Origin of the sequence: Azospirillum soli, assembly GCF_017876165.1 — a bacterium.
In the GTDB taxonomy this organism is placed as follows: Bacteria; Pseudomonadota; Alphaproteobacteria; order Azospirillales; family Azospirillaceae; genus Azospirillum; species Azospirillum soli.
The window spans coordinates 157,744-171,033 of record NZ_JAGINQ010000009.1 but is presented as its reverse complement, the minus strand read 5'-3'; the positions used below and the strand labels follow the sequence as shown (position 1 = coordinate 171,033).

The 13,290-nt window shown below is 69.2% G+C and carries 11 protein-coding genes; 8 read left to right on the top strand and 3 right to left on the bottom strand.

Annotated features, from left to right (window positions below; genetic code table 11):
* The first annotated feature begins 4 nt into the window (after positions 1 to 4).
* Positions 5 to 331, top strand: a complete 327-nt coding sequence (locus tag J2852_RS16260) for a hypothetical protein (RefSeq protein WP_209877321.1) — start codon at positions 5 to 7, stop codon at positions 329 to 331.
* 49 nt (positions 332 to 380) lie between these two features.
* Here J2852_RS16260 and J2852_RS16255 read toward each other — a convergent pair whose 3' ends face one another.
* Positions 381 to 596 (bottom strand): DUF1150 family protein, encoded by a 216-nt coding sequence (locus J2852_RS16255; protein ID WP_209877318.1) that lies wholly within the window; start codon positions 594 to 596, stop codon positions 381 to 383.
* Positions 597 to 928: 332 nt separating this feature from the next.
* Between J2852_RS16255 and J2852_RS16250 the strand changes: the two genes are divergently transcribed.
* The 3 genes from J2852_RS16250 to J2852_RS16240 all read left to right on the top strand — a co-directional run bounded on the left by J2852_RS16250 (position 929) and on the right by J2852_RS16240 (position 6,923).
* Positions 929 to 2,065 carry a DUF4384 domain-containing protein gene (locus J2852_RS16250; RefSeq protein WP_209877316.1) on the top strand — a complete coding sequence of 379 codons (1,137 nt, stop codon included), beginning with the start codon at positions 929 to 931 and terminating at the stop codon, positions 2,063 to 2,065.
* Between the two features lie 24 nt (positions 2,066 to 2,089).
* On the top strand, positions 2,090 to 3,904 hold the full coding sequence (locus J2852_RS16245; protein WP_209877314.1) for an adenylate/guanylate cyclase domain-containing protein: 1,815 nt from the start codon (positions 2,090 to 2,092) through the stop codon (positions 3,902 to 3,904).
* Between the two features lie 211 nt (positions 3,905 to 4,115).
* The gene (locus tag J2852_RS16240) at positions 4,116 to 6,923 is read left to right on the top strand and encodes an SUMF1/EgtB/PvdO family nonheme iron enzyme (protein WP_209877311.1); all 2,808 of its coding nucleotides are present in this window, start codon (positions 4,116 to 4,118) and stop codon (positions 6,921 to 6,923) included.
* Positions 6,924 to 6,949: 26 nt separating this feature from the next.
* Here J2852_RS16240 and J2852_RS16235 read toward each other — a convergent pair whose 3' ends face one another.
* Positions 6,950 to 8,029: a tartrate dehydrogenase gene (locus tag J2852_RS16235; RefSeq protein WP_209877303.1), complete on the bottom strand. Its 1,080-nt coding sequence runs from the start codon at positions 8,027 to 8,029 to the stop codon at positions 6,950 to 6,952.
* A 111-nt stretch (positions 8,030 to 8,140) separates the two neighbouring features.
* Between J2852_RS16235 and J2852_RS16230 the strand changes: the two genes are divergently transcribed.
* On the top strand, positions 8,141 to 9,043 hold the full coding sequence (locus J2852_RS16230) for a LysR substrate-binding domain-containing protein (protein WP_209877301.1): 903 nt from the start codon (positions 8,141 to 8,143) through the stop codon (positions 9,041 to 9,043).
* Between the two features lie 3 nt (positions 9,044 to 9,046).
* Here the strand turns inward: J2852_RS16230 and J2852_RS16225 are convergent, their stop codons facing one another.
* On the bottom strand, positions 9,047 to 9,757 hold the full coding sequence (locus tag J2852_RS16225) for a Crp/Fnr family transcriptional regulator (protein WP_209877299.1): 711 nt from the start codon (positions 9,755 to 9,757) through the stop codon (positions 9,047 to 9,049).
* Positions 9,758 to 9,962: 205 nt separating this feature from the next.
* Between J2852_RS16225 and J2852_RS16220 the strand changes: the two genes are divergently transcribed.
* The 3 genes from J2852_RS16220 to J2852_RS16210 all read left to right on the top strand — a co-directional run bounded on the left by J2852_RS16220 (position 9,963) and on the right by J2852_RS16210 (position 13,290).
* Complete coding sequence (locus J2852_RS16220) at positions 9,963 to 10,616, top strand: ATP-dependent Clp protease proteolytic subunit (RefSeq protein ID WP_209877297.1); 654 nt, start codon at positions 9,963 to 9,965, stop codon at positions 10,614 to 10,616.
* Positions 10,617 to 10,788: 172 nt separating this feature from the next.
* Positions 10,789 to 12,396: an acyl-CoA synthetase gene (locus J2852_RS16215; protein ID WP_246499745.1), complete on the top strand. Its 1,608-nt coding sequence runs from the start codon at positions 10,789 to 10,791 to the stop codon at positions 12,394 to 12,396.
* A 132-nt stretch (positions 12,397 to 12,528) separates the two neighbouring features.
* Positions 12,529 to 13,290 (top strand): SDR family NAD(P)-dependent oxidoreductase, encoded by a 762-nt coding sequence (locus J2852_RS16210; RefSeq protein WP_209877295.1) that lies wholly within the window; start codon positions 12,529 to 12,531, stop codon positions 13,288 to 13,290.

The following is a 13,290-nucleotide window of genomic DNA, read 5'->3' as shown; positions in this document are numbered from 1 at the left end:
CGCCATGGTTCGGAACCTGCTTCTCATCATGGCCGTCGCGGCGGTCCCGCTCTGTGTCGGGACCGCCGGGGCCACGCTGGTCAAGAAGAACGGCCACGATGTCGGTCCGCAAACCGGCGGCATCGACATCGGCGTCGCCAAGGGGCGCGTGCGCGTCCAGTGCTGGCAGGACGGCGAAAAGATCATCGACGAGACCGACCTGAACGTCATCTCGCTGAGCCTCGCCAGCCAGATGAACGCCCTGCGCTTCCGCCGGGGGGGCGGACCGGAGACGACCCTGTCCATCGTCAGCCAGAACCGGACCTCATGTCTGCTCGGGCCGACGGAGTAGGAAGAAGCCATGCGAACCCCCTTTTCCCGTTTGGGGAAAGGGGGGTTCGTCAATGCACGCTGACCAGTTGCATGCGGTGCTCCTTCAGGGCGGCGCCGGCCTGTTCGCGGTCGGCGTCGAGCCACAGACAGGTGCCGTCGGCGGCGTGGACCGCGTAGGCGACGCGGCCTTCCACGAGCACCGTTCGCATGTAGGCGACGTCATGGATTCCATAGCGGGCGAAGGTGCCGCGCGAGGGGATGGGCGACACGCGCGAAGCGGACATGGGGCGTCTCCTCTGGGGTACGAGAATGGTGGTGCTGCGGTGCAGTCTAGGACGACGGAATGCGGTGCGCTGTGACGGGGGCCACAGCAGGGGCGTGAAAGCGGGAGGCCAGCGGCGTGTTGTGGGCCGGCTCACAGCACTGGCGTTCGCGATGGCTTAGGCTGGGCGCGAAGGCTCCGGCCAATCCCTTTGGAGGATCTGTCATGCCCATTCGCGCGCGTTCCCACACCTTCTTTGGGCCGGGTTCGAAGGCCCGGCCTTCCCCCTCCGTTTCCTGGACAGGGGTCCGGGAAACCCCAATGATCTCGCGATCCCCGCCGGTGGAGGTGAGCATGCGGAAAGCGACATGCGCGGCCCTGGCTCTTCTGTTCGGAAGCCTTGCAAGCGTGCCCGTCCAGGCGGCGGAGGCGGTGGTCGTCGCCTCGACCGCGCCCGGCTATGCCCAGGGACAGGTCGTGCCGGACGGTTCATCCGTGACCGTGCCGGACGGCGCCAACGCGCTGTTCCTGTTCGCCAACGGCCGCATGGTGCGGGTGAAGGGCCCGTTCGAGGGCGCGCTGGACAAGATGCCGGAGTCCTCGTCGTGGAACGGCGTCGGCAGCCTCGTCGGCGGTGAGCGCTTCTTCCAGACCGACCTGGGCGCGGCGCGGGCGCTGAGCAGTCCCTTGCAGAAGGGAGCGGAGCAGGCCTTCGCCATCGACCCCGGCCAGCCCGGCACGCAGTGCGTGAAGGCCGGCAGCACGCCGATGCTGCAAAAGCCACAGGACCCGGCGCTGATCCCGGCGACCCTGCGCGACACCGCGCGCGGGACGGCGGCGAAGGTCAGCTGGGACAAGGCGCCCTCCGTGCCCTGGCCCAAGGAGCTTTCGGTGAAGGACGGCACGGAACTGTCCGTCGCCGGGGCGGACGGCAAGCCGCGCCACGCCCTGCACCTGCGCGTGGTGGACGGTGGCGGCGAGGGGGCGGCGCTGGCCGTGCGGCTGGCGGGGGCGGGCTGTGCCGCGCAGGCCGCCGCCCTGCTGACCCCGGTGCGTGACGCCATGGCGCCGCTGAACCTGTACCTCTCCACCGATCGCGGGCTGTACCCGACGTACAAGGCGGGCGATCCGGTGAAGCTGGTGCTTCAGACGAACCGGGACGCGCATGTCTACTGCTACCTGCGCAACGTGCGCGGCCAGCTGACGCCGATCTTCCCGCCGGGGCCGTCGGCCAGTTCGCTGGTGGAGGGGCACCAGACCCTGTCGATGCCGGGCGACCGCATGCCGATGCCGTTGCGCGCGGGCGAGCCGACCGGCGATCAGGAGGTGCGCTGCTTCGCGGCCGGACGCGACCTCGGCAACGACCTGCCGGGGCGGCGCGACGCTTTTCGCCCCTTGAGCGACGAGGCGGCGGCGCGGCTGGAGCAGACGCTGAACTCCCTTCGGCAGACCGATCTGGTCATGGCCCAGGTCATCCTGCGCGTGGATTGAGGACCCATTCATGAGAGAGGGACTTTGACCACGCCCTGGCTGGTGCTGGCCGTGGTGGCCGGCGTGTCGGCGGCGGCGCTGGGCCTGACGCGGCTGGTGCCGCCGTTGCGCTCGGCCGACGAGAGCTTCCGCGACGTGACCATCGCCTATTTCGCGAAACCGGAACCCCAGCACAAGGGCGTGGTTCTGGTGACGCTGGGCGAGGATCTGTTCGCGTCGCTGGCCTGCCGCTCTCCGGTGGACCGGGGATTCCTGGCCGATCTGGTCGGGAATCTGGAGCGGGCGGGGGTGCGGGCCATCGGGCTCGACATCCTGTTCGACCAGCCGACCCTGCCGGCGCTGGATGAGCGGCTGCGGCAGACGCTGCGGCGGGCGACCGTGCCGGTGGTCGGGATCACCGCCTTGCAGGACACGCCCCTGACCGAGGAACAGCGCCGCTATCTCGGCCGGTTTCTGGACGGCATCCCGCACGGGCACGCCAACCTCGCCAAGGACCGGCTGGACGGCACCGTGCGCTGGCATGTGCCGCGCGGGCCGGACGGCACGCCGAGCTTCCCGGCGCGGCTGGCCCAGTTGGCCGGGACGCCGATCCCCGACGAGCCCTTCCGCATCGATTGGCGCGCCGGTCCGTCGCCGGAGGCGAAGCCCTTCCCGGTCTACCCGGCCGACATGGTGCCGATGCTGCCGCGCGAGTGGCTGGCCGGGCGGATCGCCGTGGTCGGGACCGTGCTGGTCGGGGTGGACCAGCACCGCACGCCGCTGGCGGTCGCCGGGCTGTCCACGCCGGGGGTGGAGATCCAGGCGCATGTGCTGGCGCAACTGCTGGACGGGCGGACCAGCCGGACCATCCCGCTGGGGTGGGAGGCGGCGCTGGTCGTTCTGCTGAGTGCCGCGGGCGTGGCACTGGCGGTGGCCGGGCTGCCGACTTGGGCCCTGGCGCTCGCCGGCCTGAGCGTCCTGTTCGGGCTGTGGGCGGCGGGAGTGGCGCTGTTCGCGCAGGGTGGGCCGCTGGTGCCGATGATGGCGCCGTCCGCCGCGTGGCTGGGCGGCATTGCGGCGATGACCGCGCACCTGTCGCTGCGCGAGCGCGCGGACCGGCGCAACCTGATGCGGCTGTTCGCCAACCACGTTTCGCAGCCCGTCGCCGAGCAAATCTGGCAGGAGCGGGCGACCTTTCTGGCCGGCGGGCGGCCGAAGCCGCAGCAACTGACCGCCACCGTCCTGTTCTCGGACGTCGAGGGCTTCACCACCGTCTGCGAGGCGCTGGAGCCGGAGCCGCTGATCCGCTGGCTGGAAGGCTATCTGGAGGTGATGGTGCGGGTGGTGGCGGCGCATGACGGGATCGTGCTGCGTTTCATCGGCGACGCCATCCTGGCCGTGTTTGGCGCCCCCATCGCCCGCACGACGCAAGCGGAGATCGACGCCGATGCCGAACGCGCGGTGCGTTGCGCGCTCCAAATGGGGCGGGAATTGACCGAGTTGAACCGGCGATGGCAGACGGAGGGGCTGCCCCCCGTGGGCATCCGCGTCGGCATTCACACCGGGCCGCTGGTCGCCGGCAGTCTGGGCGGTCTGCGTCATATGGAATACTCCCTCCTCGGCGACACGGCGAACACGGCGGCGCGGCTGGAGGCGTTGGGGAAGACGGTGGACATGCGCTCCTCCCCCCACTGCCGGATCGTGATCGGGGAGCCGACCTGGACGGCGGTGGACGGCAAGGTGCGGGGCCTGCCGGTGGGAGAAGTGGCGCTGAAGGGCAAGCGCAAGGCCGTGCGCATCTGGCTCGTCCTCGACGATGCGGGGCCGCAGGCGCTTCGTCCCGCCGAGGCGGGCGAGTGAAGGCGCCTCGACAAAGATGAGGTAATTCCGCTGGCGAAGGCGCGATCCTGTTTTCGGGATTAGGCTGATTGAACGCTTGGCGTGAACGATCCGGAAGAATAGGCTGGCATTTCCAGCAACAATAGATCACCGGATCGCGGCCCCGTCTGCCGCGGTCACCGTCTGCTGTCACGGTCTGTGTTGGTGGCTCACCCGGCGGGGAGACAGCGCGATGGTGAAAGGACGATTGGCGCGACGCTGCTTCGGCCTTCTCATGTGGCTGGTTGTCCTGGCCCTGTTCGGCGCGGCGGAGGCCGGCGCCCAGGAGAAGCGCATCGCGCTGGTCGTCGGCATCGGGAAGTACGAATCCGCCCCCGAACTTCCCAACCCGCCGAACGACGCCAAGGCCATCGGGGAGGCTCTGCGCAAGCTCCAGTTCGAGGTGGACGAAAAGTTCGATCTCGACAACCGCGCCTTCGAGCGCGCTCTGCGCGACTTCGGCATCAGGGCGTCGCAGGCGGATGTGGCGGTGATCTTCTACGCCGGGCACGGCATCCAGGTCGGCGGCAACAACTACATCGTGCCGGCCGACGCGCGGCTGGAGCGGGAGCGCGACCTCGTCTACGAGGCCATGCCGCTGAACCTGATGCTGGGCGAGCTGTCGCAGGCCCGTAAGCTCGGCATCCTCATGCTGGACGCCTGCCGCAACAACCCCTTCGTGGACCGGCTGAAGCGGGCCGGGCAGAACCGGTTGCAGGTGAATTACGGTTTCGCCCGCATCGACGACACGCCCAGCGACACGTTGGTCGCCATGGCTACCCGCGCCGACCAGCTGGCCGAGGACGGGCAGGGCGATCACAGCCCCTACACGTCCGCGCTGCTGCAACATCTGCAAACCCCGGGGCTGGAACTCAGCCTGTTCTTCCGCAACGTGCGCGACAGCGTGAAGCAGGCCACCAACGGCCGGCAGGAGCCGTACATCTTCGGTTCGCTGGGCGCGACGCCCTTCTACTTCAACCCGCGCCCGCCGAACCGGGAGCCGGTGCTGAGCGAGATCAAGCCGCTGGAGGTGTTCGACCGGGCCGACGCCGAGCCGATGCGCATCGGCCGGCCGACCGACCCGGACGACGACCAGCTGTTCGCGCAGGTCACCGGCCTGCCGCGCGGCGGCCGGGTGCTGATCGGCGACCGCATGGTGCTGATCGGCGATTACCTGACGGTGGAGCAGCTGGCTGCGACCAGCTTCAAGCCCGACGCGACGGCCCTGGGCGAGGCCGGCAGCTTCGACTTCGCGGTGATGGACGGGCGGGGCGGCACCGTGCGGGGCGGGGTGAAGATCGCCATCAAGCCCAGCAACCGCCCGCCGGTCACGGTGGCGGAGCGCGCGTTCCGCGCCGTGCCCAACCCGCTGGGCATCGAAGCACCGACCGATCCGGACGGCGATCCGATGACCATCACCGTGACCGCCGTGCCTGAGCGCGGCAAGGTCAAGGACGGCGCCACCTTCATCCGCCCGAGCGACCGTTTGACCGCCGATGTGCTGACCCGGCTGACCTTCGACCCCGAACAGTCCGCCCCCGGCCCAGCCGGCGCCTTTGCCTTCCTGGTGGAGGACGGGAAGGGCGGGCGCGCGACCTCGACCATCACGCTGGAGGTCGCCCCGCCGGGCTCCGCCCCCTCGGCGCCGGACCTTGAGGATGGGCTGTGGCGGATGGTGAAGGAAAGCAGCGAGCCCGCCGATCTGGAAGCATACCTGCGGCTGTTCGGCAACGGCGCCCACGCGGCGCAGGCCAAGCAGAAGCTCAACTCCTTGACCACCGTGGCGCGCAAGAGCGAGACGACCGTCAGCGGCAGCCAGCCGGCAATGCTCTCGGGCACGTCGGAGGCGGCGCGCCCGTCCACCGGCACGGAGGTGGCGATGGCGGCGCCCAAGCTCGATCCGGTGGAGGATGGGACCTACGTCACCGTTTCCGACGCCAACCTGCGGGCGTCCCCGGCCAACAACGCCGCCCGCGTCGCCAACGTGCCGCGCAACACGCAGGTCAAGGTTCTGGGGCGCGTGCCGGGCGGCAGCTGGTACCGCGTCGCGCTGAACGACGGGTCGCAGGGCTATGTCTTCGCCCCGCTGATCCGCATGACACCGCCGGAGCAGCGCACCGAAGGCGCCACGCCTCCGACACAGCCTCAAGCGCCACAGGCTGCGCCGCTGCCTCCACCCGCGCCTGCTCCGGCGCCGGCTGGGGAACCGCAGCAGGTCGCGGCCATGCCGGCGCCGCAGCCGCCGAATGACGCGAGCAATGGCACCGTGCGCAACCACAGCCGGTCCAACAGCTTTCAGGATTGCCGGGAATGCCCGGTGATGGTCCGCCTCCAGGCGGGAAGCTTCACCATGGGCAGCGAGCAGGGGGACCGCACGGAACGGCCCGCGCACCGGGTCAACATCGCCAAACCCTTCGCCATCGGCGCCTATGAGGTGACGGTGGCCGAATGGCGCGCCTGCGTGGACGGTGGCGGCTGCACCGCCGGCATGCCGCGCATGACCAACGCCAACGACAACACCCCCATCCACAACATCTCGTGGGAGGAGGCGCAGGCCTACGTGAAGTGGCTGAGCCAGAAGACCGGGCAGCGCTACCGCCTGCCGACCGAGGCCGAATGGGAATACGCGGCGCGCGGCGGGACCGAGGGACGTTACTGGTGGGCCGGGCAGACGGGCACCTTCGCCAACTGCCAGGACTGCGGCGGCCCGCAAGAGCGGCTGACCCCGCCAGCGGTCGGCAGCTACAAGCCGAACCCCTTCGGCCTGCACGACATGAACGGCGGCGTGGCCGAGTGGGTGGCCGATTGCTGGAACGCCAGCTACACCGGCGCGCCGGGTGACGGCAGTGCCTGGACCTCGGGTAACTGTCGGGAGCGGGTGCTGCGCGGTGGATCGTGGCGGGCGAGCATGACCGACATCAGCTCCACCGCGCGGCTGTTCTACGACGTGGACGTTCGCTACCTGAACAACGGCGTCCGGGTGGTTCGGGAGTTGAATTAGCCTCCTGAATGAGCCGCCGGTTCGGATCAAACCACCGAGGCGATCGCCTTGCCGACGTCGGTCGTGTTCGCCGTCCCGCCGACGTCCGGCGTGCGCGGACCTTCGGCCAGCACGGTTTCGATCGCCGCGATGATCGCGTCGTGGGCGGCCTTGCAGGCGGCGTCCCCGTTGCCGAGGAAGTCGAGCATCATGGCGCCGGACCAGATCATCGCGATGGGGTTCGCGATGCCCTTGCCGTAGATGTCGGGCGCCGAGCCGTGAACGGGCTCGAACAGCGAGGGGAAGCGGCGTTCCGGGTTCAGGTTGGCCGAGGGCGCCAAGCCCATGGTGCCGGTGCAGGCCGGGCCCAGGTCGGACAGGATGTCGCCGAACAGGTTGGAGGCGACGACCACGTCGAAGCGGTCGGGCTGCATCACGAAGCGCGCGGACAGGATGTCGATGTGCTGCTTGTCCCAGGCGACGCCGGGGTAGGCCTTGCCCATCTCCGCGACGCGCTCGTCCCAATAGGGCATGCTGATCGAGATGCCGTTCGACTTGGTTGCGGCGGTCAGCGTCTTGCGCGGGCGGCTGTTGGCCAGCTCGAACGCGTATTTCAGGATGCGGTCGACGCCGTGGCGGGTGAACACGGCCTCCTGAAGGACGAACTCGCGCTCGGTGCCCTCGAACATGCGGCCGCCGACGGAGGAATATTCGCCCTCGGTGTTCTCGCGCACCACGAAAAAGTCGATGTCGCCGGGCTTCCGGTTGGCGAGCGGGCAGGGCACACCCGGCAGCAGCCGCACCGGGCGCAGGTTCACATACTGGTCGAATTCCCGCCGGAACTTGATGAGGGAGCCCCACAGCGAGATGTGGTCCGGCACCTTGTCCGGCCAGCCGACCGCGCCGAAGTAGATCGCGTCGAAGCCCTTCAATGTCTCGAACCAGGTGTCCGGCATCATCCGGCCGTGTTCGAGGTAATAGTCGCAGCTTGCCCAATCGAAGCTGGTGAATTCGATGGTCAGGCCGAACTTGGCGGCGGCGGCTTCGATCACGCGGATGCCTTCCGGCAGCACTTCCTTGCCGATGCCGTCGCCAGCGATGGCGGCGACTTTGTATGTCTTGCTCATAGTGGTTTCCTCGGGCAGCCGCGCGGCGGGTGAACGGGTTCAACGCAGCTAGCATAGCGGAACCGGGATCGTTCATAATCGTCCCGGTCATGGATGCATGAAACACGAATCGTGAAGAATCCCCCGCAACTTCAGGATCTGCGCGTCTTCTGTCTAGTCGCCCGCAAATCGGGCTTCGCTGCGGCCGCGGACGCGCTCGGTGCCTCGCCGGCCTACGTCAGCAAGCGGATACAGCTGCTGGAAAGTAGCCTCGGCGTGAAGCTGCTCCACCGCAGCACGCGGAGGGTCGCGGTGACGGAGGCGGGCGAGCGCGTCTACCGCTGGGCGCAGTCGATCCTCGACGACGTCGATCACATGGTGGAGGAGGTGTCGGCGGCCAGGCTCACCCCTCGCGGGCTGATCCGCATCAGCAGCAGCCTCGGCTTCGGGCGGGTCCATGTCGCGCCGGCCATCGACGCCCTTGCGGAGCGCTATCCCGAGCTTGAGGTCCGCTTCGACGTGTCGGACCGACTGGTCGATCTGGCGAGCGAGGGCATCGACCTGGACATCCGCGTCGGCAATGAGATCGCGCCGCAGCTCATGGCGCGTCGGCTGGCCGCCAACCGGCGCATCCTGTGCGCCGCACCGGCCTATCTGGAGCGGCGCGGGACGCCGAGGCATCTCGACGATCTGTCCGGTCACGACTGTCTGGTCATCAAGGAGCGCGACCACCCCTTCGGCGTCTGGAAGCTGGCCGGACCGGACGGCGAAACCTCCGTCCGCGTCACCGGGCCGCTCGCCTCCAACCACGGCGAGATCGTCCACCAATGGGCGGTGGCCGGGCGGGGCATCATGCTGCGGTCGGTGTGGGATGTCCGCGCCGCGCTGGAAGCCGGAAAGCTCGTCCAGGTCCTCCCCGGCTACAGCCAGCCGGCGGACATCTGGGCCGTCTATCCCGCCCGGCTGACCACCTCGGCCAAGCTTCGAGTCTGCGTCGAATTCTTCGAACGGCACTTCCGCCGCGATGGTGTCTGAGGGCTACCCGTTCGCCTCCGCGATCTCCTCCAGCGCCTCGCGGTCCAGCAGGGTGATCCGGCCGGATTCCACAGCGATGACGCCGTTGCGCTGCCATTCGCCAAGCAGCTTGTTGATGCTCTCGCGCGAGACGCCGACGAGGCAGCCGAGCTGCTGCTGTGACAGCTTGATGTCCAGCTTCAGGCCGTTCGGGACGGGCTTGCCGAACACCTCCGACAGACGCATCAGGGCGCGGGCGAAGCGGGACGAGGCCTCCAGGAAGAGCGTGTCCTCCAGATGCTCGCTGGTCTGGCGCAGGCGCTTGCACAGCACGGTGATCAGTTGCAGCGCCACCGCCGGGCGCTCGTTCAGCAGGGGGATGAACTTGGCGCGGTCGAGCACCAGCAGGTCGGTTTCCTCCAGCGCCACGGCGTCGGCGGTGCGCGGTTCACCGTCGAGCAGCGCGATCTCGCCGAACAGGCCGCCCTTGTTGATGATGTTCAGCACCAGCTCCTTCCCGTCGGCGGAGTGGGAGCAGATCTTCACCCGGCCGCGGATCACCGCCATCATGCTGTCGCCGGGGTCGCCTTTCTGGAAGATGATCGCGCCGGGGCGGTAATAGGCGAGCCGGGCGCTCGACGCCAGCCGTTGCAGCTCCGGCTTTTCCAGATGCTTCAGGAGGAAGTGTCCGGAGAGGACGAGTTCCTTGTCGAACGCGATCCGCACCGCCGTCATGCTGGGCTCCCGCGTTGGGATTGATGGCGCTTTATCTTACAAGCCTTGCCCGCCCTTCCGGCGAAGCCAGAGGCGTTAACGCGCTAGCCCGCGTGCACCGCTTTCGCGCGGGGTAGGGGAAACGCGCGTCCTCTGTGAGCGCCTGCACAGCCCGGTTCCCGTCTCTCGCGTATCGTCGGCCCGTTCTCACCGATGGAGCCCCGCGATGCGCACCCTGTTGACGGTCCTGGCCCTGCTGGTCGCGGCGCCGCTGGTCATGGCGCTGCCCTGCGCGGCCGAGACCACCAGCATCGCGCAGCCGCCGGCGGTGGACGCCGCGCTTGTTGGTTCCGTCGCGGTGCGACTGGAGGTGAACCGGGTGCGCGTCGCCGTCACCGGCGTCATCACCCCGGACGTGGCCGCCGCCTTCATCGGCGCGCTGGACGCCGCCCCCGCCGGCCGGGCCGTGCTGGTCGAGCTGGACAGCCCCGGCGGTTTCGTGAAGGCCGGCTACGCCATGATCGACGCCATGCTGCGCCACCGCGCCGAGGGCCGCGCCGTCAACACGCTGGTGCGCGGCACCGCGACCTGCGAAAGCATGTGCTTCGGCGTGTTCATGGCCGGCGCCAAGCGTAGCGCGGAGCCGGGGGCCTGGTTCATGGTTCACGCCCCGCGCGATGACCGGTCCGGCACCATGACGCTGAAGACCACCAAGCAGATGATCGAGCGGCTGGTCGGCCTGGGCACCTCGCCGGCCTGGATACGCACGGTGGTGGAGCGTGGCGGCTTTTCCGGCAGCTTGGACTACGGCACCCGCGCCGAGGCTCTGGCCGCCGCAAACGCCAACGTGGTGACGGAGCTGGTCGCCGCTGCCCGCTGATGATCCTGCCGAAGGTCGCCCTTGTCGGTTGGCCGTGTTCATGCCTACCATCCCCGTCAAGGCGCCCGCGTCGAGGCGCCGCGAGAACGACAGGGAGGGCACGACCGTGGGCGCCACCACTCCGTCCGCCAACACCGCTTTAGGGGCCGCCCCAGGGACCACTTCTGGCGACCTGGGCAAGCGCGCGGCCAATTACGTTCCTCTGACCCCGCTCGACTTCCTGCGCCGCTCGGCGATGATCCACCCGAACAAGGTGGGTGTGGTCTACGGTGACCGCCGCCTGACCTGGGCGGAGGTGGAGCAGCGGTCCCGCGCCCTGGCATCGGCCATTGTCAACGCCGGGGTGCGGACGGGGGAGGTGGTGTCGGTCCTGGCCTACAACACGCCCGCGATGCTGGAGGCCCATTTCGGCGTGCCCGGCGCGGGCGCGACGCTGAACGCCATCAACACGCGCCTGGACGCGGCCAGCGTCGCCTTGATCCTGGAACACGCGGAGAGCCGGCTGTTCCTGGTGGACCGGGGCCTCGCCAACGTGGCCCGTACCGCCTTGGAACGGATGGCGAAACCACCGCGCGTCGTGTGGATCGACGATCCCGCCGCGCAGACGGTCGAGCCGGTGGGCGACCAGGAATACGAGGATTTCCTGCGCACCGGCGATCCCGACCGCCCCTGGCGCCTGCCGGAGGACGAGTGGGAGTCGATTTCCCTGAACTACACCTCCGGCACCACGGGCAATCCCAAGGGCGTCGTCTATCACCACCGGGGCGCGCACCTGAACGCGCTGGCCAACGTCATCGCCTTCGGGCTGCGGCCGGACAGCGTCTATCTGTGGACGCTGCCCATGTTCCACTGCAACGGCTGGACCTATCCGTGGGCCGTCACGTCGGTGGGGGCGACGCACGTCTGCCTGCGCACTGTGGACCCGGCGGAGATTTTCCGGCTGATCGCGGAGGAGAAGGTCACCCATCTCTGCGGCGCACCGATCGTGCTGACCATGCTGATCCACGCGCCGGACGCCGTGAAACGTAAGTTCGAGCACGGCCCCGTGCAGGTGGCGACCGGCGGGGCGGCACCGCCCAGCGCGGTGATCGCCGGCATGGAGCGCATGGGCTTCAGCCTGACGCACCTTTACGGCATGACCGAATGCTACGGCCCCGCCACCCTGTGCGAATGGCAGGAGGACTGGGAGGCGTTGTCGCTCGACGACCGCGCGGTGAAGATGGCCCGCCAGGGTGTGCCGCACGTCACCATGTCGGAGCATTCGGTGCTCAGCCCCGAGACGGGCGAGCCGGTTCCCGCCGACGGGCAGACGCTGGGCGAACTGGTCCTGCGCGGCAACACGGTGATGAAGGGCTACCTGAAGAACCCCAAAGCAACGGAGGAGGCTTTGCGCGACGGCTGGCTGCACACCGGCGACCTCGCGGTGATGCACCCCGACCGCTATGTGGAGATCAAGGACCGCGCCAAGGACATCATCATCTCCGGCGGCGAGAACATCGCGTCCCTGGAGGTGGAGGAGGTCCTCTACAAGCACCCCCACGTCATGGAAGCCGCCGTCGTCGCCCGGCCCGACGCCAAGTGGGGCGAGACGCCCTGCGCCTTTGTCACCCTGAAACCGGGGTCGGAAGGGCAGGTGACCGAGGCGGACATCATCGCCTTCTGCCGCGAGAACCTCGCCCACTACAAGGCGCCGAGGACGGTGGTGTTCGGCGGGTTGCCCAAGACCTCCACGGGGAAGATCCAGAAATTCGTGCTGAGGGATCAGGCGAAGGGGTTGTGAGGGGCGTGGTTGCCGCGAGCCCCCACCCTAACCCTCCCCCACCTGTCGGCGGGGGAGGGGATCAAGCTCCTTCCCCCGCGAAGTGGGGGAAGGTTGGGATGGGGGCGCAGAGTTGACGCTTAGGGGCAAACGATGATCGTTGATCTTTCCGGCCGAACCGCCCTGGTCACCGGGGCCTCCTCCGGGCTTGGCCGGCACTTCGCCACGGTGCTCGCCGGGGCCGGGGCGCGGGTGGCGCTGGCGGCGCGGCGGCGGGACAGTCTGGACGGCGTCGTCGCGGAGATCGCCGCGTCCGGCGGACAGGCCGTCGCCGTTCCCATGGACGTCACCGACGTGGCCTCCGTCCGCGACGGCGTGCGGGAGGCGGCCGGCGTGCTCAATGGCCTGGACATCCTCGTCAACAACGCCGGGACGACCGTCTCCAAGGCCGCGCTGGAGCATACGGAAGCCGACTGGGACGGGGTCGTCGACACCAACCTGAAGGGCGCCTTCCTGGTCGCGCAGGAGGCCGCCCGCGTTATGAAGGACGGCGGAAAGGGCGGTTCCATCGTCAACATCGCTTCCATCCTCGGCCTGCGCGTCGCCGGGCACGTCGCCGCCTACGCCGCGTCGAAGGCGGGGCTGGTGCAGCTGACGCAGGCGCTGGCCCTGGAATGGGCGCGGTTCGGGATCCGGGTGAACGCGCTCGCCCCCGGCTACATGGAAACGGATTTGAACCGCGATTTCCTGGCGACCGATGCGGGGCAGGCGCTGATCAAACGCGTGCCGCAGCGTCGGCTGGGGAAGCTGCCGGACCTCGACGGGCCGTTGCTGCTGCTGTGCTCCGACGCGGCGGCCTACATGACCGGCGCCATCGTCCCGGTGGACGGTGGGCACCTTGTGAACACGCTTTGA

Coding starts and splice junctions, on each gene's coding strand:
- J2852_RS16255 (WP_209877318.1), bottom strand. CDS start 596: ATGTCCGCTTCGCGCGTGTCGCCCATCCCCTCGCGCGGCACCTTCGCC.
- J2852_RS16235 (WP_209877303.1), bottom strand. CDS start 8,029: ATGAGCAAGACATACAAAGTCGCCGCCATCGCTGGCGACGGCATCGGC.
- J2852_RS16250 (WP_209877316.1), top strand. CDS start 929: ATGCGGAAAGCGACATGCGCGGCCCTGGCTCTTCTGTTCGGAAGCCTT.
- J2852_RS16220 (WP_209877297.1), top strand. CDS start 9,963: ATGCGCACCCTGTTGACGGTCCTGGCCCTGCTGGTCGCGGCGCCGCTG.
- J2852_RS16225 (WP_209877299.1), bottom strand. CDS start 9,757: ATGACGGCGGTGCGGATCGCGTTCGACAAGGAACTCGTCCTCTCCGGA.
- J2852_RS16260 (WP_209877321.1), top strand. CDS start 5: ATGGTTCGGAACCTGCTTCTCATCATGGCCGTCGCGGCGGTCCCGCTC.
- J2852_RS16210 (WP_209877295.1), top strand. CDS start 12,529: ATGATCGTTGATCTTTCCGGCCGAACCGCCCTGGTCACCGGGGCCTCC.
- J2852_RS16240 (WP_209877311.1), top strand. CDS start 4,116: ATGGTGAAAGGACGATTGGCGCGACGCTGCTTCGGCCTTCTCATGTGG.